Source organism: Desulforhopalus sp. IMCC35007, from assembly GCF_005116575.1.
In the GTDB taxonomy this organism is placed as follows: Bacteria; Desulfobacterota; Desulfobulbia; order Desulfobulbales; family Desulfocapsaceae; genus Desulforhopalus_A.
In genome coordinates this window covers 1-23,988 of record NZ_SWCN01000042.1, presented here as the reverse complement: position 1 = coordinate 23,988, position 23,988 = coordinate 1, and the positions used below count along the sequence as shown (strand labels likewise).

Genomic DNA, 23,988 nt, shown 5'->3' with positions numbered 1-23,988 from the left:
TCTGTAAATTACCTGATAGGTGGTGCATACATGATTCCACCATTGGTCCAGAGTGCATTCACACCCCTCTCAAGACCAAGAACCGTAGCAGGTCCAACATTTCTATCATAAACTTCTCCGTAGTTGCCCACGTGCTTGATGACCCGGTACGCCCAGTCGGCGGTAAGCCCCATGAATTCGCCGTAATTGGTGTCAACACCGAGAAAACGCTGAATAGCAGGGTTTTTTGATTTCATCATTTCATCAACATTCTGAGAAGTTATGCCCAGCTCCTCAGCGTTAATCATCGCGAAAAGAGTCCAGCGCGCAATATCACTCCATTGCTGATCACCCTGTCGAACAGCAGGTCCTAAAGGTTCTTTTGAAATAATTTCAGGGAGTATAATGTTATCCTTTGGGTTGCCAAGGGTACTTCTTCGGGCAGCCAGTCCAGAGGTGTCGGTGGTGTAAACATCACATCGACCGGTATCATATATAACAGTTGCTTCATCTGCAGACTCATATACAACCGGTTTATAAGCCATTCCTTTGGAAACAAAATAATCTGATAAATTCAATTCCGTGGTGGTACCGGCTTGAGTACAAACACTTGCACCATTAAGGTCTTTCGCACTTGTCACACCGAGGCTTTTTTTGACCATGAAACCCTGGCCATCGTAAAAAATGGTGCCGACGAAATCGATACCAAGTTTAGTGTCTCGCTGGTAGGTCCACGTCGTATTTCTTGAAAGAATATCAATTTCTCCTGACTGAAGAGCGGTAAATGCTTCTTTAAAAGCTACTGGAGTGAATCGAGCCTTCTCAGGATCATTAAATATTACCGCAGCAACAGCTCGGCCAAAATCTACATCCAGACCAGTCCATTTACCTTGAGCATCCGGAGCAGAGAAACCGATCACTTTTCCCGATACGCCGATATTTACATAGCCTTTTTCTTTTACAGCATCTAGAGTTGAAGCCACTGCACTGCCAGCCATGCACACCGATACTGCAGATGCTACGGCCAGTGTCTTGAATACATTCATATACTATCTCCATTGAAGGTCTGAATTGTCTCCACAATATTAAAAATATGTGGTCTCATTAAAGCAATTGATTATACAATTCTGATAAATGATGGCAAGCCTCTTTTGCTTCCTGCCACTTTACTTCAGCCTATTTGCCGTCAGCATATTCCTGCAAATAAGTGAATCGTCCAGATAGTTTTCCGTCCTTGGCTATTGTTGCGCGCTGAATAATTCCTCTCGAATCATTGCCAAGGATTTCTGGTAGAACCTTATCAAGCAGATCATTGCCGAAGTTTTTTGACGCGTCCCTTGACAGCTCGCACGGTAAATTGTCGACGGCCATAACGGTGATGTTCGCCTCATCCGATAGAGGATTTTCTATTTGATCGTCACAGGGGTTATAATCATAGATAGGTTCTTCAATAGTGCTAGGCCGCTTGGTGCAGGGTATAGACCCTTCGATATCACAGGTTATGTCAGCTACGACAGAAATTTTAAAATTGTCGCTCATGATGTGCTTTCTATCAAAAAGAGCAGGTGCTTTCGGATCCCAATATGCCGAAGCAATCAGGATATCGGCGACCGCTGCATATTTGATAAAATCAGCCTCATACATCTGTGGTGCCTGATAGAAACTATTTCTGCTAAACTCCTCACCTGTCTTGCTTCTGTTGTAGTTCCGTGCGTTAAGTTGAACGAAAACTGGAAAATCATACCATTCTTCGAGAAACTGCTGAGGCGTTACTTTACGAACACCCAATCGGCTCAATACTTCCATCGCACCTTTGGCAACCCGGCCCCCGCCGGTCAAAACAATTTTTATCGGGGGAAGATTTATTTGGGTAAGCTCAGACCACAGATCATCAAGGTCAAAACACGTATGCGCTCGTCGAGTATCAAAGAGATTGTATCGTTGACCGAAAGTCCATATGCCGTTGTATGCTCCAACTATTCCTGCCCATCGACCGAAAGCAATAATTCTCTTGCCTGTCTCGTCTGTGAGCGTTTCGTAATCGATGAGGGAAATGTTTTTCTTCAAAATTTCCTGGAGTAATTTTCGATTGTAGGGTTGCTTTTTGATCGTATGGCTGAAAAAGAAATATGTTTTTTCTGGGATTAACGTATCAACCGGAACTTCCTTGACCCCTAAAATAATGTCACAAGCTTCCAAAGAGTCTAAAAGCCTGATTCCTTCTCGCTCATACTCTTGGTCTGAATAGCAACGGATGTCGCTTCTCTCTGCGGCCACTTCAACATCCGGAAAACGACTCATTACTGCTTTGGCTTGGGCTGGAGTGAGCGGGACACGACGATCAATTGGGATTTTTCCCTCTCGTATTAAGCCTATTGTTTTTTTCATTCTTTAATTTTCCTTTTTTCAAACGAATATAGCATTTCCTGGCACGTCTTCTGCTGATTAGACCAGCGCGAGATCTACGTTATACCCCGCCGAGGACTCCTGTTTTTGTGAGTAACCCTATTCATATGGGGCAGGGAAAAGCAAGCTATTTTTGCATTAATATCAAAGGTTCAGAAAGAGCTCTGATTTCAAACCAGCAAACATTGCAACGTTCTAAAAAGAAAAATTTTTCTTCGTTGACATCTCCAATTGGATTATTTATAACCCGCCCATCTTCATTGGATTGGCACGTATTGGTTCAGGTTAGCAGCCGGTATCATACTTACCTTTCTTAATGCTTCAATTGCTCCCTCGATTTCGGAAATACCGAAAAAAGGCAACTCTGCCAGAGGAAAAATCACATGTATATTGCCGAATGTTCCGCTTTGGCAGCTGCTATATGTTGGTCTTTTGGGGGGTTGCTGTCAACGACACCGACACGTGCATTTGGCGCGGAAAGGTTTAATCGCATTCGCCTCAACATCGTTTCTGTCATCCTCATTTTAGTCATTTTAATCACTGGCACCTGGCGGACTCTTGATCTTCACTCTGTATTTGTTCTGCTCTTATCTTCTATTATCGGAATTTTTATTGGAGACACTCTTCTTTACGCTACTCTGAAAAGACTAGGCCCGCGGCGAACCGGAATCCTCTTCACGACCAATGCACCTATGACAGTAGTCGTGGGCTACTTTTTCCTCGGAGAATCCCTTCCCTTTAACACGATTATTGGCTGTGTACTTATTGTAGCTGGCGTTCTGTTGGCGGTGTTCTTTCGAAACACCTCAATCCAGAAACATGTCTTTGAAGAGATTCAAGGTTCACTAACTGTAGGAATTATTTTTGGTTTTTTATCAGCTCTATGTCAAGCTCTTGCTGTTCTAATTGCTCGTCCAGTCATGGCCTCCGGGGTTGACGCTGTAGCCGCCGCCGGCTTGCGAGTCGGGTTTGCCGCCTTAGCCTTAGATTTTGTCTTTTTGCTAAGGTCCTCAAGAGCTGGTTACTGGGCTACGCCTGCAACCGCGAAGCTCTTATGGCAAACCGGTTTAAGCGGAATCTTAGGCATGGCTATTGGTATGACTTTGCTCCTTTATGCCCTGGCCCACGGTCCTGCTGGTCTCGTATCAACACTTTCTGCCACTTCACCCATACTCATCCTGCCTATTCTTTGGGTTGCAACAAAAGAAAAACCCTCGCCCAGAGCATGGGTTGGTGCATTCCTGGCAGTTCTCGGTATAGCTTTTATTTTCCATCCTTAGTGTATACGATCAGATAGACAGGTATGAGTTCATACCCACATTTGGATTGTATTTTTTGAATTCTAGCGAGTGGGCCCAACATTATTTTCAGTAACTTCAAACAGATATGCTGCAAATCGACTTCTGCAAATATTGGGAGTAAAGAGGCTGGAATATAGAAAACGTAGATTAAAGGACATGCTTTGGCCGAGAAAATACGATCGTGAGCGTTGAAAACCTTCTTGCTCTATCCAGTATATCTCATCCGTCTCTACGAAAAAGAGATAAACCGACTTCAATGATGAAATAATATTTTTTTCTACATTTAAAAAATGAAGCCTCTGTAACAACAAAAAAGGAAGTAGACATTCATTTGAAACCTCCGCTCCACTAAGAATCTCGTAAGGTATCCTCCCAATTTTTTAGTTACAGGGGACCTGGAATCTTCGGGTTACGGGATATTGATAGGGAGCCCAGAATCGTCGGCCATCATAACGGTTAATCTGCCATTCTCCTTCGACGACCCGGTCTTCAACACAAACTCTTGGTTGCCGGACAACAACCTCGGGAGGATACGTTGCATATGGAGCTCCACAGACAACTGTCTGGGGAGGTGTCGCGGCAATCAGAGCAGAACCAAGGAGGAGACCGCCTACCACACCCATTGCGATCCCCACACCATTGTTGTGATGGCCTCTGTAATTGTAGTGTCGTGGACCGTTACGATATCCATTGTGGTGATACCCACCGCCATAATGCCCATTATAGTAACCACCATGACCTCTGTGCCCGTATCCTCCGGCAAATGAGACAGATGTAGCTGCGAGAAACAACATCATCGTAAGGGCTGCTATATTCTTTTTCATTGACATAACTCCTGTTGAAATGTTCCAAAGCCGCAGAGACGATTAACGGAACTGTTGTGAAGTCCTATATACCTTGAGCACCTAGACTCTATTAACCGCACTGAGTCATTTTCATCAATCAACGCCGATACCGCTTTTTGTAACAGTAATTTCCTTTGCATCAGTAATAAAGCAGATACTGGTAAAATAACAGAGGACATCGGGAGAAATAGGGTCTGCTGAGGGCACCTGACAAGACCATGTCGGGTAGATGTCTTGTTCAAACAGCCTCCAATCCTACTCTGAGACTCTGTTTTTACCAGTCCCCTGAGCAGCCACATCCTCAGTAGAAAATTTGGAACTCAAGGTAATATCCGGCCAAGTTAAGACAGGTAAAAGATGGTAATTGTAAGAGCCCAAAACCTTTTTTCTGGCAGCCAGGCACAAACATGATATACGTCTTCAAGCATATAGGAACTTTGTGCAGCTATTAAAATTTTCGTTGTAGAACCCTGGAGGTCCGTTCCGTGGTGAATCCATCACTCATTGGTATTATTGCAGCTTTTTTAACGACAGTAGCGTTTGTACCCCAGGTTTTACGTGTCATACAAACACGGGACACCCATGCAATTTCCTTATGGATGTATCTGCTGTTCTCCACGGGTCTTGCCCTATGGCTGGTGTACGGCCTTCTGCTGTGGTTATGGCCGGTCATTATTGCAAACAGTATCACTTTGTTCCTGGCACTGATCGTTGTCTATTTCAAGATACAGGAAACACTGAGGGCCAACTCTTAACCATTCAGAAGTTATTCATATGATTGGTATACGTTTGCCTGTCTGAGATGGCCTGAAACGGGCGGGTTTTCTCTTCAATACCGATCTTCTTCTCTCTATTTACGGTGGGTGCTTTGCCGACACTGTCTGACCTGCATATATTGATTTATTGTCTACTGGCCCAAAGCTTGCGAGAAGGGAAATACCTCCCGGCGATTTACCTAGTCGATCAGGGGCTACAGAGAAACGGTTTTTGTAAAGAGCAGTAGCGTTACCAAAAGTCCATTGAAGAGGCCCAGCCATAGAAATCGGGTGTAGTCTATGGCCCGGGTGGAAGCCGTAACAATCGTTTTCCCCTGGAAGGACATCATATTCATCCAGAGTCTTGAGACCACCATGGGCAGAACAGTATGCAACCAATACTGAAGACAAACACACATGCTCACCGCACAGGTTTTACCCGTCCAAAGAAGCAACATAATTGCTGCATTGCAACATCTGTGTTGCATTAGTATAAACATCGATTTTTTAGTGACATTCAAATATTATATTAACCTTACCGCTTCATAAATGTTGCATACTCATTAATTTTTATTATACATAGTTCAGGAGTACAGAGGGTTACAAGGAGCAGCCCCTTCACAGCTGCTGATAACAGCGCGAACCGCTGAGCGAACAAACATCTTACTTTTCATCTTGAAAATGAAATTTTGCGTGTTTATTTCCAGTGAGAGTGGGATCAGTGAAACAGTCTGAAAAAAGCATATCCAGTATTGGCATAAAGCTTGCTGATGAAATTGCATAGATGAGACAAAGAGTTGATCAAATGTCACATTCACGTAGAAATATTATCCTTAACCTCTGGAGGCTGTTGTGAAAAAGAACCATAGTTTGTTTCTCTTTGCGGCGTGTACAACGCTCGCTATCAGTATGTGGATGGAGCCTGCCTGGGCCGGTAAGCTGCAGGACGCTATTGCATCTGCCCCCCAAGGCACCGGCCCTGGTCAGATTGATCCCGCCAAACCTGCAGGATTTCTTGGCATTCCCGGTGCTCCACAGGTCAACATGATTCTGGCTTTCTGCTGGGCGGTCTGGGTCGGCTGGATCTTCAGTACAGTCGGCGCTTTTGGTGGTGTTATGGCCGGCGTCGGACATATGAGTATCTTCGGTCTTGGCGGCTACGCCAAATCCTTTAAAGAGACGACACCAGCGCTGAATAAGGCTGTTACCGACTCAATCCGTGGTTCCAACCAGTATCTGGTCGGTTTATCCGCCCTTATTTCCTCATTCAACTACTACCGGATGGGCCGCCTTGTTGTACCCCTGGCGGTATCTCTTGGCATTGGCTCCATTCTCGGTGCCTGGGGTTCTGTCACTCTGAGTGCCGGCAAGATCTCTTTCTCACAATATCAAGGATATTTTGGTCTATTTGTCCTGGCTCTTGGTGTCTATCTTTTCTATGAAACATCTTCTGCAGGTCAGGCCAGCAAAAAGAAGGCCAAAGCTGCTGCTGCTGCCTTCGAGGCTAGCGTAAAGAAGCAAAAGAGCGGTGAAAAAGTCGATACCGCTGCGATGGGCGTTAAGGTTACCAAAATCTCCATGACCGTCATCAGCTTCACCTTCTATGGCGTCGAATTCAAATTCAACCCACTTATTCCGTTTATCGGTGGTATTGTTATTTCTGCAATCGCTGCGTTTTTAGGCGTCGGTGGCGGTTTTCTGCTTGTTCCATTTTTAACCAGCGTAGCAGAACTACCAATGTACCTTGCAGCAGGAACCTCAGCACTGGCAGTACTGATCAGCATGATTACCAGTATTGTGACCCTTATCTCCAAAGGGGTGCAGTTTGACTGGGTACTGATTGGTATTGAACTCTGCGGTATCGCTCTTGGATCAGTTATTGGACCAAGAACCTCAAAATACTTCTCAGATATCCTGCTCAAGCGCCTCTTTATCGTTCTGGCACTTTATGTCGGTATCGATTACGTATTGAGAGGATTTTTTAACTACAGGATATTCGGTTAATTTTTAGTGGCCTCGTGCCCTGGATGGCTCCGGGCCCCGTGCCCGGAGCTTTAATATGACGACCATAACCTCCGCCCTTCTCTTCCTTGACCCCTGGCTGATCGCGCCCTTCAGATGGCTGCCTTCAGCAACGGCAGGATACCTTCTCGGCATTGTTCTTCTCGCCATCTATTGTATTCTTCTAGGCGACCTGTCTGCCAGCCTTGTGACTTTGATCAACAAGAAATACATACGAAAGATACAAGCCAAAATGGACCACAACCACGAACTTTCAGAAAGCGCACTCAAGGTTGGTGACAAAGAGAGTTTCAAAGCCATCAACAAGCAGGGGCTGGATGCCTTTGGCCATTCATTTTCGCTTGGCGCCGCAATTTTCTGCGTTTCAATCTGGCCTATGCCCTTCGCCCTCGCCTGGCTGAGTTTACGTTTTGTTGATGCACCGTTGGAACTCCCCTTTCATATGCCGTTTCTTGGTAATACGGTGGAGTATTTCCCGTCTTTTCTGCTGCTCTATATTGCAACCCGAATGGTCTATTCAGCAATTATGAGTCGCGTGACCTGGTACAAAACCACCAAGGCCCGACTGGTGGGACAACTTCAGCAATCCTGATGTCAACTGCAAGGGGAAGTAAAAGCATACGGAGTCGCTGGCAACACTGGCTCAAGAGCATTTTCGCCCCGGCAGACCTACTTCACACAAAATATCAGTCTTTTAGAACCATCCTACAACTTGATGGTCAGGCCCTGGATCTCATTGCCGACCTTGAATCACATTTCTCTGGTGAAAACCCTGCCGATCCACATCTGATCAGCAGGCTCGTAGAGCAAATAACCGGAATTGTTGGTTCCATGGCAGACCACCTTTCTACAATGAATCCTGAGTATTCGAGCCTGCTCAACAGCCACACCCACCTGGCTGATCAAATACGGAAAATACTCATTCCACCGATTGTCAATAGTACGCCACCCTACGTCCTGCCACTTGACCAGGCGGCAGACTACCCCGAACTCGCAGGAGGAAAGGCAGCCAACCTTTCAGCTGCGGGACGAACCGGCGTAGTTATCCCCCCCGGTTTTGTCATTACCACAAACGCATTCCACCACGTTATTGCTGAGAACCAACTCCAAAAGGAATTCTCCCGTCGTTTTGCACAGATCCACGCTGCCGATCATCACACAATCATTCGTATTGCAGGAGAACTACAGGAACTGATTCTTGCCTGCGAGATACCCGCAGAAATCGTCCAACAGATAAACCTTGCCCTTGACGCCCTGGGGCCTGTCACGTTACTGGCAGTTCGATCCAGCGCAATGGCCGAAGACGGTAATGTATCATTTGCCGGTCAATACGCCAGTGAGCTTGAGGTACTTCCAGAGGATACTGTTTCTGCCTACAAAAGAGTGATTGCCGGAAAATACTGCCCTCGCGCTATGGGCTACCGCATCCGGCACGGCTTAAGAGACAGCGACACCACCATGGCAGCCCTTGTCATCCCTATGATCTCACCACGAGCATCAGGGGTCATGTATACCCTTGACCCGGCAGCTTCGGCTCACGAGGAGCGCCTGGGGATTTATGCGGTTGACGGTCTTGCTGAAGGACTGGTTGACGGCTCACGCACTCCTGAAAAATATCATCTCAACAAAAGTGACCACGAGGTATCCCACAGCTCGGAAAACAGCCTCTTGACATCCGCCGAACTCCAACAGATAAAACTTTGGGGCTTACAGCTAGAAGATGCCTTCGGTTGTCCTCAGGACATCGAATGGGCTCTTGACGAGAGCGGTCTGACAGTTCTTCAAAGCCGCCCCCTCCATCAGAAAAAGGATCCTCCTCCGGTAATTGTCACCCCTTTTGACCTTGAGAACGTGCTCTATAGCGACCTGCATTGTGCCGCACCCGGTATTTCCTGCGGTCCGATATTTCTTGCCCCCACCGGCAAAACCTTTCTTAGCATCCCGCCCGGATCTGTAGTGCTCACCCCGACCCTTCGCCCCTCACTATCACAGTTTCTCGACCGTGTGGTCGGTGTCATCGCTAAAAATGGCAGCAGGGCCAGTCATTTTGCCTCTGTCGCTCGAGAACGCGGTATCCCCGTTCTGGTCGGTGAGACTGCCGATTTGATAACCGGCCAGATTGTCACCGTTGATGCAGCCTCCGGCAGAATCTTCAGTGGATGCGTCAATGCCGTATTGCAAACCGGAAAATTGAGTACAAATTCCCAATTTCCAAAAGAAAAATTTACAAACCTCGCCGCCTGTATTACTCATCTTGACCTCACTGACCCTGATGGCGAATCATTCACCCCGGAACATTGCCGTTCACTCCATGATATTGTCCGCTTCTGTCACGAAAAAAGTGTCAGGGAGATGTTCAACCTGGTCGGCAAAAAAGGCAGAGGCCTTGGAGCCGCACGAAAGCTTGCGACCGATCTCCCGCTTGTTATGTATGTTCTCGATCTCGATTGCAGCAGTGGATCTTCGTCAGGTAAGACAATCCCCCTTGAGGAACTCTCAAGCTTACCTATGCGGGCTCTGTGGAAGGGAATGACCGATCCGAGAATTTACTGGGACACCAGTCAACATCATGTGGACTGGGAGGGATTTGATCAGGTCAGCGGTGGCATTTTCTCCCGTGACTCACGGCTGCTTGCCAGCTACGCCATCGCAGCCAGAGAATATCTGCACCTTAATATCCGCTTCGGTTACCATTTTTCTATTGTTGACACAATCTGCGGAGAGCAGGATTCGACGAATTATATCAATTTTCGTTTCAAAGGGGGTGGTGCTGCCCACCAGCAGCGACTGTTTCGGCTGGAGTTCATCGAGCAGGTTCTGACCGCCTTTGGCTTCGAGACATCCTGTAGAGGTGATATGCTTGACGCCAGTTTTTCACGGCGCTCTCTTGCCGCAACCGAACAGGCCCTCACCCGCCTTGGCCTCTTGCTCGCAGAAACGCGGATGATGGATATGCGCATGACCGGAAGTGAACATGCCGCGCAGGAAGCGGCAAAATTTATCGCTATTGCCAATACAGAAAATACAGCTTCCCCCCAATAGCACACCTATCGAACACCTTCTTTAAAGCAGCCCCGGAATTACATTGATGGCTCCAGAGAAAGTGATGATTCAGTACGAAACCATATGGATCGTATTGTGACCGTACCAATCATAAAGAAGCATATAAAAAGAAAAAGGCGATTACAGTAGTTCAACTGTAATCGCCTCATATCTTTTCAAACGAATGGTGCCGGGACCAGGAATCGAACCAGGGACACACGGATTTTCAGTCCGTTGCTCTACCGACTGAGCTATCCCGGCGCCTCATCGTTTGGAGACGTTTATTTACCCAAATTGACGGTGAGTGTCAATAGATTTTCTTTATTTATTTTCAATTTATTGCTTATCTGCAATTTATACATCTTTATGGATAGACAAACCGCCCAGATCAAGATCAAAATCAAGGTCACTATCCATATCCATGGCGAGAGATTTATCCACTAAATCATCATCACCGTCATCTGACAAGGCGTCTGAGAAATCAATATCATCAAGAGCGAGCACTGTCTCTTGAACAGATTCTTCTGAAACGGTTCGATCTACCTCAACATCATCAAGGGCAAGGTCAAAATTAAGATCATCCAGGTTGAGATCATCTGACTCAGAATCAAGATCCAGGTTCAAGTCAAGGTCTGCAAGATCACCAGCATCAATATCCAGACCTGGAGGATCAAGATCTGACATGTCACTCAGTTCTTCTGGCATAGATATTTCTATAACGTCAGCATTCTCTGCCAGGGACTCTTCACTTTCATCGGAAAGAAAAGCTGCCTCAGGATCAGAAACTTCTTCAAACTGACTCAGATCAACTTCGATATCCCCATCCTGAACCTCTTCTTCTGCTTCAAGACTGGAATGGGCAGTTTCTGTTTGCAAGTGGTCTGTACCAAGCCCCCCTGACATAATTTCTATTTCGCCGTCAACATCTTCGGAAATATTTATGTCACTTGGTGAAAATTCCGGTTCATCGTCAGCATAGTCTGCGACTGGTGATATTTCGTCAGAAAAATCAGAGTGCGTTTTCTTGCTTTTTTTCGGTTCACCACGGAATTTTAAAAAACTCGGTGGTGCTACCTTAAGCACAGATCCCTGCAGGACCTCTGATGCAGACTTGATATTTTTTTTACATTTCAGACATTCATCAACATTATCGAATGAAATGTATCCACATTTTGGACAACGCATCGGTTAAGACCTCTTTATTACGAAGATTTAGACACAAGTAAAATAATACCATTTACTCTACTCACAGGCTAGTATCGCATATATGAGAGTATTTAATCAAGTGTTTTCTAACAATGCTAACGGCATAACCCAGCGTATCAACATGAAGTTTCAGCTATTAAAACAGTCGGCTGCTTCGCTCTTGACCGTCTTCACAGTTTTTTAAAAGAACGCCTAAAGATCAACCCTTTAAATGTCCTGTCTATACAGATATCATACGAGAGTGCGAATGGGAAATAAAAGCTCACATGCCAGTCTTACCAGTGAATAACGTCAAATCACTGGTAGACCACCTCTGCCCCCGACTTCCCAGAGAAAACCACGAATCATTCCGGGTAGTACAATATATTCCTGGTCTCTAGGCCATTTTTTGCAAACGTTCTTTCGCTTCAGCGATTTTAGCCAGCTTGGCATCTAGGTCCGCCTTTTCCTGCTGAACTTTCTGCACGACATCATCCGGTGCATTTGCCAGGAATTTCTCGTTGGAAAGTTTTCCTGCCACCTGCTTGTATTTGCCTTCCACTTTCTTTTCTTCGCGAGCAAGCTTTTCCAGTTCAGCAGCAACATCAACAAGGCCTTTTAGAGGGACAAATATTTCTATATCGTTGTAGATATAGGTGGCTGCATCATCAGGCTTTGGGGCTTCCATACTAACGGTAAAATTGCTGAGCCTGGTCATGTCTGAAACGGCTGGTCCGTGTCCCTGAAGCAGATTCAGCTGCTCTTGACTGCTACAGAGAACGAGTGCCTCAATCCTGGTTGAGGGATGTACATCAGCTTCAGAGCGAATATTTCTGATACCTGTGATAACCCCCATGATCATCTCCAATTCAGCATCCACCTGCTCGTTTTCCCATGTGGGCTGTACCGGAGGAAAAGCGCTGGTGGTCAACAGTTCTCTTTCTCCTGGCAGTACTGACCAAATTTCCTCGGAAACAAATGGAGTGATCGGGTGAATAAGCTTGAGGATCGTTTCAAGAACCACCAAAAGTGTTCCCTGCGCCTGTTGTTTGGCTGCAGGATTGTCACTGAAGAGGTCTGCCTTTATCCATTCGAGATACCAATCACAAAATTCACGCCAGATAAACTGGTAGTTCACTGAAGCCACATCGTTAAATCTATATTCATCAAGAGCCAGACGAACATCTTTAATGGTTGCAGCGGTTCTGCTGAGAATCCACTGATGAACCAGAGGTAGATCTTTTGGGGTATTGACAACGTCTTTAATGGAATCATCGCATTCCGAAACATGCATCAAGGCAAATCTTGCTGCATTCCATATCTTATTGATAAAATGGCGATAGCCCTCAATCCTGTCTTCATCAAGCTTGATTTCCCGTCCCTGGGCTGCAAAGGCTGTGAGGGTAAAACGCATGGCATCGGTGCCATATTCTTTCATCACCACCAGAGGATCAATGACGTTGCCTGTGGACTTGGACATTTTTTTCCCATACTTGTCACGAACCAGTGCATGGAGGTACACATCTTTAAATGGGACTTCATCCATGAAATGCAGGCCCATCATCATCATTCGGGCAACCCAGAAGAAGAGGATGTCAAAGCTGGTGATAAGGACAGAGGTGGGATAAAAGGTTTGCAGCTCTTTGGTATTTTCGGGCCAGCCCATCGTGGAAAAGGGCCAGAGAGCCGAGGAAAACCAGGTGTCAAGCACGTCAGTTTCCTGGCTCAGTTTTACAGAAGAGCATTTTGGACAGGCAGTAGGTGCTTTGGTCTCCACAATGAGTTCGCCGCAATCATCACAGGTCCAGGCCGGAATTCGGTGGCCCCACCAGATCTGTCTGGAAATGCACCAATCCCGGATATTATCCATCCAGCTGTAAAATGTGTTGTACCAGGTTTTCGGATAGATATTTATCCGGCCATCTTTAACGGCATCAACCGCCTTGGCAGCCAGTGGCTTCACCGAGACAAACCATTGTAGGGAGGTTGTCGGCTCACTCACCGTTTTACAGCGATAACAATGGCCTACAGCGTGGTCATAGTCTTCTATTTCTTCGAGGAAACCCAACCGCTCCAGGTCTTCAACAATTTTCTTTCTGCACTCAAATCGCTCAAGACCACAGTACTCCCCTGCTGCCTCATTCATAAAACCTTTGTCGTCCATAACCTTGAGACGAGGGAGCGAGTGGCGCATGCCTATCTCATAATCATCACGATCATGGGATGGAGTGACCTTCAGAGCCCCTGTACCAAATTCTCTATCCACATGTTCATCAAAGACCACTGGAATGATTCGATCGGTAAGGGGAAGTTTAATTCCGATTTTCGCAAGATGCAGGTAACGTTCATCCTCTGGATGAACCGCTACACCCGTATCTCCCAGCATGGTCTCAGGCCTTGTGGTTGCAACAACAACGTACCCAGAACCATCGGCGTAGGGGTAGCGAATATGGTAGAGCTTGCCTTTTGTATCCTCATGCTCAACTTCATCGTCGGCCAGAGCAGTATGGCACCGGGGACACCAGTTGACGATATAATCGCCCTTATAGATCAAGCCTTCTTTGTACAGACGGACAAAAACCTCCCGCACTGCATCAGAGAGTCCTTCATCCATAGTGAATCGTTCGCGGTCCCAATCACATGAGGCGCCAAGCTTTTTCAGCTGATGGATAATTGTACCGCCTTTTTCCTTTCTCCACTCCCATACTTTTTCTATAAAGGCGTCCCGGCCGAGATCATCCCGGGTTTTCCCTTCGGTGGCAAGTTGGCGTTCGACAACATTCTGGGTTGCGATTCCGGCATGGTCAGTGCCAGGAACCCAGACCGTATTGTATCCGCACATACGCTTATAACGGGTAAGTATGTCCTGCAGGGTATTGTTGAGTGCATGGCCAACATGAAGAACACCCGTCACATTGGGTGGAGGGATAACTATTGAATGGGCAGGCCTGCCATCTTCCATCTTTGCCGCAAAACTGCCGGTTTTCTGCCAGCGCTCCAGCCATTTTTCTTCAACGGCCGCGAACTCATATCCCTTACTCAATAGCTTTTCGTCTTTTATAGTCATAGTGTGCTGATCTTTTTCTTAATTTAATAACCCCGCGCCAAAGGCGCACCGCCAGTGAAACTAACTATGATATTGCGAGAATTCAATAGTTATCAACCGCAGCTTTAAAAAAGCCTCATTTATTTATTCGCAACAATCTATATTCAGGGCTGATAACTGTTTATTTAGCCGGTCACCTGATCAACCGGTTTCCTGTTACGCCTTGACAGGACCGCTTGAAAGGCTGTACATTTTAAGCTCCAATGGGACTATATCACCTCATACGCACAAACAGACCGCTCCCGATCCAAGTAAAAGTACTCTGTACACTATAGTAGACTCTTAATGCACTGTTCCAGAATACAATCTACATTGAAACACTCTTGCCACTATCTGCTGGTCCTGCTTATCACCCATGCATTGGCAGCAGTACCTGCTTTAGGGGCGAACATAATAGCATTCGGGGATTCCATCACCTCAGGTACAGGAAGCAAGACAGGTGGATACCCCCCTCGGCTGCAACAGATAATTGAACGTTCAGGCAAACCATGTACCGTCTACAATCAGGGGGTACCAAGTGAAAGAACGTATCAGGGAATTGAACGTATCGATGAAGTTCTCAACACAATACCTGCAGATGCGATTCTCATCATGGAAGGAACCAACGATATACGCAGCGGCTATCCTATCCAGACTACCAGATTGAATCTTCAACTCATGATTGATAAGGCAAAAGCCAAAGGTGTTGAACCGATCCTGGCGACTCTCACCCCAAGCAACCAGGCAAACTCAGAATTTCTTATCCCAAAGCTGTACAATCCCATGATAAGAAAGCTGGCAAAAGACAATAATATTACTCTGGTTGATCAATTTACCGCGATTGAAAAGAAATGGCCGGCCCTCAACCTTGACGGTATTCATCCAAACGACGATGGCTACTTTTACCTGGCCGAGACCTGGAACAAAACTGTTGGAGAAATGATCTCACCCACTGGAAATTTTACAGGCCCCAAAACACTCAGTCTTCAGTTACTACTCGTTATTATGCTGTTGTTTATTACCTTTTTTGCAACTATTGGGAAAAAGGTCAAAAATCGTTCGTACTCTCCTCCACTACTAAAACACATCGGAAGAAACAGATAAGCTCTACCTTACGCTCCAGGGTTCCGGCAAAAAAACATGCTGGTACACGGAGAGGGCGTAGCGATCTGTCATCCCGGCTATATAATCGCAGACCATACGGTGGGCATCCTTTTCATTTGACCAGGTGTCATCCGCCTTGCTGTTGACCCACTCTCCGCCCCGTATTCGTACAATGCCGTTTTCCAGGAAAAAATTATAGAGATCACGGATAATCCGCTGGGCTTTGGTAAATTCATTATGCACTTTATAATAGGTGTAGACGTTGTCGTAGAGAAAGGACCTGAGATTTGTAATGGCCTCCAGCATCTTATCACTAATATGCAGATTGCCATCGTTTGCCGCAAGCGTTTCAACGATGAGATCACGAACCATGGCCCCGATTCGCATCGAATGCCGTTCTCCGATGACCTTATTGATAGCATGGGGTAAATCGCTTTCTTTTAAAATTCCAGCTCTCACTGCATCGTCGAGATCATGATTCACGTAGGCGATAATATCGGCAAGACGCACCACCTGCCCTTCCAGGGTTACGGCAAGCTCAGACTTTTCTTTAGGCAGGATATCAGCTCTGCCTTTTGAATGCCGAACAATTCCGTTTCGTACCTCAAAGGTAAGGTTTAGCCCCTTGCCGTTATTTTCAAGGAAATCAACCACTCGCAGGCTGTGAACATAATGGCGGAACCCACCGGGATGTAATTCATTAAGCGTTGCTTCACCGGCATGGCCAAAAGGCGTATGGCCAAGATCATGCCCCAGGGCAATTGCTTCTGTCAAAGGTTCATTCAGACACAGGGCAGAACAAATGGTTCGCGCAATTTGAGATACTTCCAGTACATGCGTCAGACGGGTCCTATAATGGTCCCCGGTGGGGGCCAGAAACACCTGGGTTTTGTGTTTGAGGCGTCTGAAGGTTTTAGAATGGGTTATCCGGTCCCTGTCCCGCTGAAAAGGAAGGCGAATATCTGCCAGATCCTCCTTTTCGTCTACCTGCCTGCCAGAGGAATCTTTATTGAGAGTCGCAAAAGGAGACAGAATTTTTTCTTCCCTCAACTCTAACTGGTACTTAATCGACGTTCCTATTACCGGTACAAATGACATTGTTCCCTGGTGGTTGTATCAGTAGCAACTGATTAATTTAATACAACATCCTTCATATTCACCAAACCTCTGCAGTTATTTAAACCACGCCTCGCTCATGATTTCAACAACTTACCTGCACGTGCGACAAACAAATTTCCATATCCGAACTGACATTTCAGCCAACTCTTACAGGTAAGCCTGCTATTAATCAGTAATATTATATCTTTACATACAAGCACCAAGGTTACTATAGTACATGGTAAGTGATCAATTAACTCTCGAACCACGCCATAATTTCACTTAATGTACAGAGATTTGTCATCTCCCTCTAACGGAACCCACAGATCATGAAAATACATTCTAAACTCACAAGAACAGTGCTGCTTTGTTTGGTGGCCCTCGTTGTCGTTGTTGCAGACTACTACAAGAATAACGATTCCGAGCTACAACCAGGTAGAGACGAAAGTTCTCAGATTGAACAGGCGTTTTTAAACAAGCAACAATCTGTTCAGGTCACTGGCAGTGGTACCGTTGTAAAACTCCTCCCCGATGACCTTGACGGCTCCAGGCATCAGAAATTTATTGTCAAGATTTCTGAAAACTTCACCATTCTCATCGCCCATAACATCGACCTGGCACCAAAGATCACAGATCTACACCAAGGCGACCAGATAGGATTCTCAGGAGAATATGAGTTCAACAATAGGGGAGGCGTTGTACACTGGACCCACCATGATCCTGCAAGGCAACACCCGGATGGCTGGTTGGAACACAATGGTACAATGTACAAGTGATTGAGGGTTGTGTGCACTCCAATGTTGTCAGGGCAAGGGCATACACATGCGTTTACAGGCCTCAAACATCAAAGCAATCTAACCACCATCATATTGAAATAAGAGCACAAATAACATGAATTATTCTTCTGCACCGTACAGAATCCAGCATCCTTTTTTCGTTGTGCCAGCTTGACAACTGGGTAAACAATAAGAATTACTATCTGCTGAGTGCAGCACTCATATAATCTTATTATTACACCAACAGGAGATTTCCATGGCGAAAATTACACTTAAAGGTAATGCAATAGACACAATCGGCTCACTTCCAGCAGTTGGCTCAAAGGCCCCTGATTTTACTGCGGTAGCAACGAATCTATCAGAAATAAGCCTCAAAGATCATAGCGGTAAAACAGTTATCCTGAACATTTTCCCTTCAATAGATACCGGCGTGTGCGCAGCATCCACCAGACGATTCAACAGCGAAGCTGGCAAAGCAGACAATACTGTTGTCCTCTGCGTCTCGGCAGACCTGCCGTTTGCCCATGGAAGATTCTGTGAAGTTGAAGGACTAAAGGATGTCATTCCAGTCTCCGTTTTCAGATCGAGTGATTTTGGGAAGGCCTATGGACAGACAATCACGAGTGGACCGTTGACCGGCCTTCTTGCAAGAGCAGTGGTGGTTATTGACCCTGCAGGCATTGTAAAATATGTAGAGCAGGTACCGGAAATCGGACAGGAGCCAGATTACGACAGCGCCCTTAAGGCCATCGGTTAATTCCCCGATGAGCGAGACCTCCAAATGGGATCAGCGCTATAGTGAACCCGGCTATGCGTACGGCACTGATCCCAACGACTTTTTAGTAGCATCTCTTGAACATCTGCCCGCTGGAGGCGAGGTGCTCTGCCTCGCTGAAGGTGAAGGGAGAAACAGTGTTTATCTGGCCCTTCAAGGATTCAAGGTGACAGCGGTTGATTCCTCGTCTGTTGCCATGAAAAAGACAGAGGCTCTGGCAAAAAAGCACGGGGTTGTAGTTGACACAGTCGTTGCTGATCTGGCTCAGTTTACATTTAAACAACAGTACGATGCCATAATCTCGATCTTTTGTCATCTCCCACCCGTCTTACGAAAATCAGTGCACCGACTTGTTCCGGACAGTTTGAAAGCAGGGGGTGTTTTTCTCCTTGAAGGGTACACTCCAAAGCAGTTAGAGCATGGTACAGGCGGGCCACCAATCCCTGAACTGCTGATGAATTTTACTGTACTTGAGCAGGAACTCACAGGTCTACGTATCATACATGGTCTTGAACTCGAGCGGGAAATTCATGAAGGTAAGCTACATAACGGTGTCGGCGCAGTTGTGCAGTTTATCGGACAAAAAATACAGAATAACACCTCATTTCAGCCATAAAAAATCATGCAGAAATTTTACAATTTCCATGAATCACCGATCGGCAGGCTCCTGCTGATCGGTACCCACCAAGCGCTGCAGCACCTCTATTTCCCTAATAATTGGACAGAAAGAGATATCGAGGGTTGCATCCTCAGTCCCGCAACATTCAATCAAGTGACAGAGCAACTCAACGAATACTTCAGGCAAGAAAGACAGGATTTTGATTTGCCAATCGACCCCAAAGGCACCACCTTCCAACAACAAGTCTGGCATCAACTCACTCAAATCCCCTACGGTGCCACCGCAAGTTACCAGGATGTGGCTACGCACATCGGTAAACCAAAAGCCTGTCGTGCTGTGGGGATGGCAAACAGATGCAATCCAATTCCCATCATCATTCCCTGCCACCGGGTCATTGGCAAGAATGGTACCCTAACAGGATTTGGCGGAGGCCTTGACGTAAAACAACTACTATTAGACCTTGAAAAATCCAACATTCCCCAGCACACTAGTTTCGTGTCACATGTCTAATGTCAGATAACAGCTGTTCCGTTTTATCTGGACAGCTGTGGCAATGAACTGCCATATCCCCCCTGCTTTCATACCGTTTCTTTCTGACTCCACCCCTTCAACTCAATGAGCGTAGCGTAAACCATTGCTTCTGCATTTTAAACACTGCCACTCAAAACATTCAAAAAATTCCAGCCATTTAAAACAAGTTTCAGATCTTCCCTGTTTGAACAAACTCGAAACGACCTCCCATAAGATCGGGGCCTTTTTCGGTGAAAAGGTGTGGCGTAAAGAACTAGGTGCATGGGCATTAACGTTGTCTTGTCTATCAAAAGGGTGGCTCTTTCCGGGTCTTTGTAACATAAAGCGATTATCTCGACGAAAAATGCACAATCCACCTCCATTTTGCTTTCTGTGACTTCTGACATCCGTTTTCTTGTCAATGATTCATTAACCAAAAATCTTGCATGTACCGTGTCGCAAGGATTCATAGTCATGTCGCGCCAACTGGCCCGGCAAAGCAGAAAGCAGAGTCCTTACCCTGCAATCAATTGGCAAGATGATTCATCCACATATCACTGGAAAGTGATACAGTGGCCGCACCTGGGACACCCAAGTAGCACCTCAAGTAATCTCTTGTATCATTGTTGGCCTTACAGATAAACAAAAGATTCTTTTACAAATAGCAAACGATGAAATTATTGTATATGTAGAAGTATGTGTAAAGTTTTCTGACACATATCCTTGGTTTCCATAATGACTGCTGCCAGGGATAATGATTCTAGTCTCGGTCTTTGACGAATAAAACGACCAATTGACAGTCGAGTCAGTGACATTCGCGCATTAACCGTATTAGAAGCTGTGTCTCTGATATAATACCCAATCAGTCACCCAAGAGTTATCTACACCGTCAGCCATCATCTATGATGTACGACTCCAAACTAATTCTCAAAAGAAGTGAAACCGATCCGCATCCTATTTAGACCCAACTTTACTGTCGATATTTTTAACAGTCTCATTATCAAAAAAGATTCTGATTAGATAAAATCGTTTAACTACATGTGATTAGAAATGTGGCACTGTTTTTGAATGACATCAAGCAGAAAAAAAATACTGGTTCAGTTATCCAGTAATTATTAATTCTATGGAGACGAGGTAGAAAATGAAAAAAATATTGATTACATGTGCGGCTCTACTGTGCAGTTGTATAGCAACAACTGTTATCGCTGGTGCTGGTAGTGGACCTGATGCGGATTGGGCAGGTGATTACGGTTTTAGCTCTCTAACAGTAACACCAATTGGTACTGCAGATTGGATTAATGATACTGCGGAACTACAAGTTGGCACAACATATAGTGTGGATGCGACTGTACTGTATGCTGATGACGTTCAAGGTGGTGGAATCTATCCATACGCAAGTGCAACTACATTGGAGCTGGCTATTGGTTCGTTAAGCTGGGCAAGTACAGCTGATGCCCGCGATATAGAACCGGGTGGGTCCGGCGAAGAGCCTGATTTCGACGGTGCAAGCTACGATTTTTCTTTTAGTGTAGACGTTGACGCAAGCATGCTTGGTGAAACACTCGCTAGTTTTTCACTTAGTGGACTTGCTGCCGAGACTGGTTTCGATATAAATGAGGGTACCTCTTTCACAAAAGATATGGGCAGTTACGATATTAATGTGAACGAACCTGTTCCTGAGCCTTCAACTATACTACTTTTTGGTGCTGGCCTTGCTGGCTTGGTTGGATTTTCAAGACGTAAAAGAAAAGCATAATAATTTTCAGAAGAAAATGTATGTTCCAGAGGGGAGTGATCTAAGATCACTCCCCTTTTCTTTCATAGAGTAAAGAGAAAAGTGTATCAAATAATCTTGTTGTGTCTTTGTTCAGGACTTTTATTAACTTTTGTGACACCATCCTTTGGTCTATGGCCACTCATTTTCTTTGCATTTTGTCCTCTTTTTTTTGCCATTGAAAAACTAACAGACCATAACAGTTATTCTTTGGCTAAGTGTTATGGAAGCGGGGTAGTTTTTGGTTTCATCTTTAGCATGTCATGCTTTTATTGGATTTCCAATTTGAGCCTGCTGACCATGCTTGCTGTTACCTTAGCTTATGCTCTTATATATGGTCTTTTTGTCCCCGGGGTTGTTATCGGTAAAAAAAATGGACTAGATGGCACATCACAGGCTCTATGGACAATTTGTCTATGGGTATCCCTCGAAGTGTTGCTTTCTGATGTTTTTTGGCCGATACCTTCAATTGCAATAGGGTATGGTTTGTGGTCGGCAGCAGAACTAATACAGCTAGCTGACATAACGGGAGTGTTTGGCATTAGTTTTTGGGTCCTGGCAGTTAATCTGGTTGTGTTTGTTGTAATTAAACAAAGAATAAAGAAAAATATTACGTTTATAGGTCTAGTTATACTCGCAACCCTATTTATTGTAGGCTATGGCTTGGAGAGAAAGTCTTGGTATAGAGATCAATTCCACAAGAAAGAATCTTTTCGGATTAACAGTATTTTTTCTTCTGTTTTAACAGAAGATAAACAAAAGTTAAAAACAGAAATATTTTCCATTTTAAAGCAGAAAACAATTCTCTCTATTAAAGAAACGTCGAAAAAAGTGGATTTAGCTATCTGGCCTGAAACCAGTGTCCCGGTGTATCTGAGATCTGTACGAGAAAGAGAATATATTGACGGTTTGACAGATCTCGCCAAAACGCAGCAAGTTCCTATTTTATTAGGGGCTCTCTCTTTTGAGAGAGATAAAGAAAATTCAATAAAAAAATACAACTCTGCATTTTTAGTACCTGAAAAAGGATTTGTTAGTCAAGAGTATAGAAAAAATATTTTAGTACCTTTTCATGAATCTGTCTTTAACAGAGGGGACGGTCCTGTTTCAATTAAGATAGCAGGAAAATTTAATTTCGGCGTGCTTATCTGTTACGAGTTACTTTTTCCAAATTTTGTGCGAGAAATTGCGAACAAAAATAATGGTTTCCTTGTTAATATAACCAATGATCAGATGGCGTTCGAAAACATTTGGCCAGCATATAATATCCCTGTGCCTCACCTAGTTTTCAGGGTAGTCGAAAACAGAAAATATTTGGTAAGGTCAGCAAACTGGGGGCATTCAATGGTAATAACCCCCACGGGTCATATCGTTCAAGAGTCTGGGATTGGCACTACAGGGTATCTGTCTAAGGATATCCAATTGAATACTGTTGAAACTTTTTTCTCAAAAAATGGCTTTTTACTAGGAAAAAGCCTTCTCATTCTCACTTTATTATGGGCTGTTACCGGTTATGCTGTTAAAAAAATCTCGTCAATGAATTTAAAATATTTTTAAAATGGAGTACTTAAGGAATTTTCTCAACAAGTTCTTGGTACTTTTCTCGCTGTTTGGGGAATAACATACTTTGGTTAAGTAAATTTCTGCCACTATCTACTTCTCCAACTTTAATCATTGCCATTCCCAGGTGAAAAGCAATTTCTGGATCCCCTGGGCTTATTTCAATTGCTTTTTTCAACACGTTCACTGCTTCGGTGAAATCTTCTCGCTTGAAATGATTCCATCCTTTAAGATGCAGAAAAGAGACCGATTCAAATCCTTCATTTTTTTTAACAATCTGCAACAAATTTTCAAGCTCGTCGGTTTCACCTAAAAAGGCTAGAGTCCACCCAAGAGCGATCTGTAAATGAATAGAATCAGGATTGAAGTTAAGTCCACTTTCATATATCTTCTTAGCTGCTTCCCACTTGTTGTGGTTAGAAAGAAGCTTTCCATAGGTTAAGTTGGCCATAATGAAATCTGGTCGTTCTTCTGTTAATATCTCATACATAGCCTCTGCCTCACTCAACATACCCGCTCGAGCGTATGCCTGACATAGGTAGAATTGAATTGCATAGCTGTTCTTCAGTGTCCTATTGATTTTGCGCAAAGCTTCTATTCCAAGAGAAAATTGGTTTGTTCCCAAGTAGCATTCAGCCTGTATAAAAGTTAGCAGAATATTGTCACCTACCTTACTTTCGGTTTCTTTTAGAATAGCAATTGCCTGCCTATAAAATTTTTGGTCGTAACAATACAAAGCTAAACCGATTCTAGGACCAATTGCAGGATCATTCATGAAGAGATCAAAGTCTGGAATTTGAGGCAGTTCACTATAGGGAGGGACAGTCTGTTTTAATTCTTCTTTGGCTTTACTATTATCACCAGCAGAATAATACCCAATCGCTTTTAGCATGTGAAGGTTTGTGATTTTTTCTGGTTGAGTTATTTGCTGTAAAGATTTGATTGCCGCCTCTGAATCACCTGCGGTTAAAAACGCCAGATACCTTGTAAGGTGAAAAAGGTCATATAGGGAACTGTCTTTAAAATTTCTGATTACCACCGAACTTCAGCCATTTTCAACAGTCGGTATGGCATCGGTGGAGTTTTTAAACAGTATTTGAGGAGGGAAGCAACCATATCTGCCAACTTAAATCTACGGTTAAAGCGATAACA

At 44.9% G+C, this 23,988-nt stretch carries 20 protein-coding genes, 1 tRNA gene and 1 pseudogene; 12 read left to right on the top strand and 10 right to left on the bottom strand.

Annotated elements, in window-relative coordinates:
• Window positions 1-8: 8 nt before the first annotated feature.
• Window positions 9-1,025, bottom strand: a complete 1,017-nt coding sequence (locus FCL48_RS23755) for an amino acid ABC transporter substrate-binding protein (RefSeq protein WP_136876415.1) — start codon at window positions 1,023-1,025, stop codon at window positions 9-11.
• 130 nt (window positions 1,026-1,155) lie between these two features.
• Window positions 1,156-2,367: an NAD(P)-dependent oxidoreductase gene (locus tag FCL48_RS23750; RefSeq protein WP_136876413.1), complete on the bottom strand. Its 1,212-nt coding sequence runs from the start codon at window positions 2,365-2,367 to the stop codon at window positions 1,156-1,158.
• A gap of 401 nt (window positions 2,368-2,768) precedes the next feature.
• On the opposite strand from FCL48_RS23750, the gene FCL48_RS23745 reads away from it, so the two are divergent.
• A complete protein-coding gene (locus FCL48_RS23745; protein WP_136876411.1) occupies window positions 2,769-3,665 on the top strand; it encodes a DMT family transporter in 897 nt (298 codons plus the stop codon).
• Window positions 3,666-4,066: 401 nt separating this feature from the next.
• Here FCL48_RS23745 and FCL48_RS23740 read toward each other — a convergent pair whose 3' ends face one another.
• Entirely contained in the window at window positions 4,067-4,510 is a 444-nt protein-coding gene (locus FCL48_RS23740; protein ID WP_136876409.1) for a hypothetical protein, read from the bottom strand.
• Window positions 4,511-5,016: 506 nt separating this feature from the next.
• Here FCL48_RS23740 and FCL48_RS23735 point away from each other — a divergent pair.
• On the top strand, window positions 5,017-5,286 hold the full coding sequence (locus tag FCL48_RS23735) for a SemiSWEET transporter (protein ID WP_136876407.1): 270 nt from the start codon (window positions 5,017-5,019) through the stop codon (window positions 5,284-5,286).
• 215 nt (window positions 5,287-5,501) lie between these two features.
• Here FCL48_RS23735 and FCL48_RS23730 read toward each other — a convergent pair whose 3' ends face one another.
• Window positions 5,502-5,744 carry a hypothetical protein gene (locus FCL48_RS23730; RefSeq protein WP_136876405.1) on the bottom strand — a complete coding sequence of 81 codons (243 nt, stop codon included), beginning with the start codon at window positions 5,742-5,744 and terminating at the stop codon, window positions 5,502-5,504.
• Between the two features lie 457 nt (window positions 5,745-6,201).
• Here FCL48_RS23730 and FCL48_RS23725 point away from each other — a divergent pair, with 457 nt between their 5' ends.
• Genes FCL48_RS23725 through FCL48_RS23715 form a run of 3 tightly spaced genes read left to right on the top strand, consistent with a single transcriptional unit; the run spans window position 6,202 to window position 10,350 of the window.
• Window positions 6,202-7,290, top strand: coding sequence for a sulfite exporter TauE/SafE family protein (locus FCL48_RS23725; RefSeq protein WP_136876429.1), 1,089 nt, complete (start codon window positions 6,202-6,204; stop codon window positions 7,288-7,290).
• A 55-nt stretch (window positions 7,291-7,345) separates the two neighbouring features.
• Window positions 7,346-7,900: a hypothetical protein gene (locus tag FCL48_RS23720; RefSeq protein WP_136876403.1), complete on the top strand. Its 555-nt coding sequence runs from the start codon at window positions 7,346-7,348 to the stop codon at window positions 7,898-7,900.
• Complete coding sequence (locus tag FCL48_RS23715; RefSeq protein WP_136876401.1) at window positions 7,900-10,350, top strand: PEP/pyruvate-binding domain-containing protein; 2,451 nt, start codon at window positions 7,900-7,902, stop codon at window positions 10,348-10,350. Before FCL48_RS23720 ends, FCL48_RS23715 begins: the two co-directional genes overlap by 1 nt.
• Before the next feature lie 185 nt (window positions 10,351-10,535).
• Here FCL48_RS23715 and FCL48_RS23710 read toward each other — a convergent pair.
• The 3 genes from FCL48_RS23710 to FCL48_RS23700 all read right to left on the bottom strand — a co-directional run bounded on the left by FCL48_RS23710 (window position 10,536) and on the right by FCL48_RS23700 (window position 14,602).
• Window positions 10,536-10,611, bottom strand: a tRNA-Phe gene (locus FCL48_RS23710).
• 93 nt (window positions 10,612-10,704) lie between these two features.
• Window positions 10,705-11,535: a hypothetical protein gene (locus FCL48_RS23705; RefSeq protein WP_136876398.1), complete on the bottom strand. Its 831-nt coding sequence runs from the start codon at window positions 11,533-11,535 to the stop codon at window positions 10,705-10,707.
• Between the two features lie 397 nt (window positions 11,536-11,932).
• On the bottom strand, window positions 11,933-14,602 hold the full coding sequence (locus tag FCL48_RS23700; RefSeq protein WP_169309357.1) for a valine--tRNA ligase: 2,670 nt from the start codon (window positions 14,600-14,602) through the stop codon (window positions 11,933-11,935).
• A gap of 324 nt (window positions 14,603-14,926) precedes the next feature.
• On the opposite strand from FCL48_RS23700, the gene FCL48_RS23695 reads away from it, so the two are divergent.
• Window positions 14,927-15,724 (top strand): GDSL-type esterase/lipase family protein, encoded by a 798-nt coding sequence (locus tag FCL48_RS23695; protein WP_136876396.1) that lies wholly within the window; start codon window positions 14,927-14,929, stop codon window positions 15,722-15,724.
• A 3-nt stretch (window positions 15,725-15,727) separates the two neighbouring features.
• Here the strand turns inward: FCL48_RS23695 and FCL48_RS23690 are convergent, their stop codons facing one another.
• Window positions 15,728-16,822 carry a deoxyguanosinetriphosphate triphosphohydrolase gene (locus FCL48_RS23690; protein WP_136876394.1) on the bottom strand — a complete coding sequence of 365 codons (1,095 nt, stop codon included), beginning with the start codon at window positions 16,820-16,822 and terminating at the stop codon, window positions 15,728-15,730.
• A 329-nt stretch (window positions 16,823-17,151) separates the two neighbouring features.
• On the opposite strand from FCL48_RS23690, the gene FCL48_RS23685 reads away from it, so the two are divergent.
• From FCL48_RS23685 to lnt, 6 genes are all read left to right on the top strand, one after another.
• Window positions 17,152-17,598, top strand: a complete 447-nt coding sequence (locus FCL48_RS23685; RefSeq protein WP_136876392.1) for a DUF3465 domain-containing protein — start codon at window positions 17,152-17,154, stop codon at window positions 17,596-17,598.
• A 256-nt stretch (window positions 17,599-17,854) separates the two neighbouring features.
• Window positions 17,855-18,355, top strand: coding sequence for a thiol peroxidase (gene tpx, locus FCL48_RS23680; RefSeq protein ID WP_136876390.1), 501 nt, complete (start codon window positions 17,855-17,857; stop codon window positions 18,353-18,355).
• A gap of 7 nt (window positions 18,356-18,362) precedes the next feature.
• Window positions 18,363-18,989 carry a cyclopropane-fatty-acyl-phospholipid synthase family protein gene (locus tag FCL48_RS23675; RefSeq protein ID WP_136876388.1) on the top strand — a complete coding sequence of 209 codons (627 nt, stop codon included), beginning with the start codon at window positions 18,363-18,365 and terminating at the stop codon, window positions 18,987-18,989.
• A gap of 6 nt (window positions 18,990-18,995) precedes the next feature.
• Window positions 18,996-19,502, top strand: a complete 507-nt coding sequence (locus FCL48_RS23670) for a methylated-DNA--[protein]-cysteine S-methyltransferase (protein WP_136876386.1) — start codon at window positions 18,996-18,998, stop codon at window positions 19,500-19,502.
• A 1,141-nt stretch (window positions 19,503-20,643) separates the two neighbouring features.
• Window positions 20,644-21,258, top strand: coding sequence for a PEP-CTERM sorting domain-containing protein (locus FCL48_RS23665; protein WP_136876384.1), 615 nt, complete (start codon window positions 20,644-20,646; stop codon window positions 21,256-21,258).
• Between the two features lie 81 nt (window positions 21,259-21,339).
• Window positions 21,340-22,833, top strand: coding sequence for an apolipoprotein N-acyltransferase (gene lnt / locus FCL48_RS23660; RefSeq protein WP_136876382.1), 1,494 nt, complete (start codon window positions 21,340-21,342; stop codon window positions 22,831-22,833).
• Between the two features lie 10 nt (window positions 22,834-22,843).
• Here the strand turns inward: lnt and FCL48_RS23655 are convergent, their stop codons facing one another.
• Both FCL48_RS23655 and FCL48_RS25580 read right to left on the bottom strand, forming a co-directional pair.
• The gene (locus FCL48_RS23655; RefSeq protein ID WP_136876380.1) at window positions 22,844-23,875 is read right to left on the bottom strand and encodes a tetratricopeptide repeat protein; all 1,032 of its coding nucleotides are present in this window, start codon (window positions 23,873-23,875) and stop codon (window positions 22,844-22,846) included.
• Window positions 23,869-23,988, bottom strand: a pseudogene (locus FCL48_RS25580) (IS1595 family transposase); the annotation flags it as partial. The pseudogene FCL48_RS25580 and the gene FCL48_RS23655, both read right to left, overlap by 7 nt.

What these genes read in the sequence shown, in the direction of transcription:
- FCL48_RS23755 (WP_136876415.1), bottom strand. Translation starts at nt 1,025, where the DNA reads ATGAATGTATTCAAGACACTGGCCGTAGCATCTGCAGTATCGGTGTGC.
- FCL48_RS23750 (WP_136876413.1), bottom strand. Translation starts at nt 2,367, where the DNA reads ATGAAAAAAACAATAGGCTTAATACGAGAGGGAAAAATCCCAATTGAT.
- FCL48_RS23745 (WP_136876411.1), top strand. Translation starts at nt 2,769, where the DNA reads ATGTATATTGCCGAATGTTCCGCTTTGGCAGCTGCTATATGTTGGTCT.
- FCL48_RS23740 (WP_136876409.1), bottom strand. Translation starts at nt 4,510, where the DNA reads ATGAAAAAGAATATAGCAGCCCTTACGATGATGTTGTTTCTCGCAGCT.
- FCL48_RS23730 (WP_136876405.1), bottom strand. Translation starts at nt 5,744, where the DNA reads ATGTTGCTTCTTTGGACGGGTAAAACCTGTGCGGTGAGCATGTGTGTT.
- FCL48_RS23725 (WP_136876429.1), top strand. Translation starts at nt 6,202, where the DNA reads ATGGAGCCTGCCTGGGCCGGTAAGCTGCAGGACGCTATTGCATCTGCC.
- FCL48_RS23720 (WP_136876403.1), top strand. Translation starts at nt 7,346, where the DNA reads ATGACGACCATAACCTCCGCCCTTCTCTTCCTTGACCCCTGGCTGATC.
- FCL48_RS23715 (WP_136876401.1), top strand. Translation starts at nt 7,900, where the DNA reads ATGTCAACTGCAAGGGGAAGTAAAAGCATACGGAGTCGCTGGCAACAC.
- FCL48_RS23705 (WP_136876398.1), bottom strand. Translation starts at nt 11,535, where the DNA reads ATGCGTTGTCCAAAATGTGGATACATTTCATTCGATAATGTTGATGAA.
- FCL48_RS23700 (WP_169309357.1), bottom strand. Translation starts at nt 14,602, where the DNA reads ATGACTATAAAAGACGAAAAGCTATTGAGTAAGGGATATGAGTTCGCG.
- FCL48_RS23695 (WP_136876396.1), top strand. Translation starts at nt 14,927, where the DNA reads ATGCACTGTTCCAGAATACAATCTACATTGAAACACTCTTGCCACTAT.
- FCL48_RS23690 (WP_136876394.1), bottom strand. Translation starts at nt 16,822, where the DNA reads ATGTCATTTGTACCGGTAATAGGAACGTCGATTAAGTACCAGTTAGAG.
- FCL48_RS23685 (WP_136876392.1), top strand. Translation starts at nt 17,152, where the DNA reads ATGAAAATACATTCTAAACTCACAAGAACAGTGCTGCTTTGTTTGGTG.
- tpx (WP_136876390.1), top strand. Translation starts at nt 17,855, where the DNA reads ATGGCGAAAATTACACTTAAAGGTAATGCAATAGACACAATCGGCTCA.
- FCL48_RS23675 (WP_136876388.1), top strand. Translation starts at nt 18,363, where the DNA reads ATGAGCGAGACCTCCAAATGGGATCAGCGCTATAGTGAACCCGGCTAT.
- FCL48_RS23670 (WP_136876386.1), top strand. Translation starts at nt 18,996, where the DNA reads ATGCAGAAATTTTACAATTTCCATGAATCACCGATCGGCAGGCTCCTG.
- FCL48_RS23665 (WP_136876384.1), top strand. Translation starts at nt 20,644, where the DNA reads ATGAAAAAAATATTGATTACATGTGCGGCTCTACTGTGCAGTTGTATA.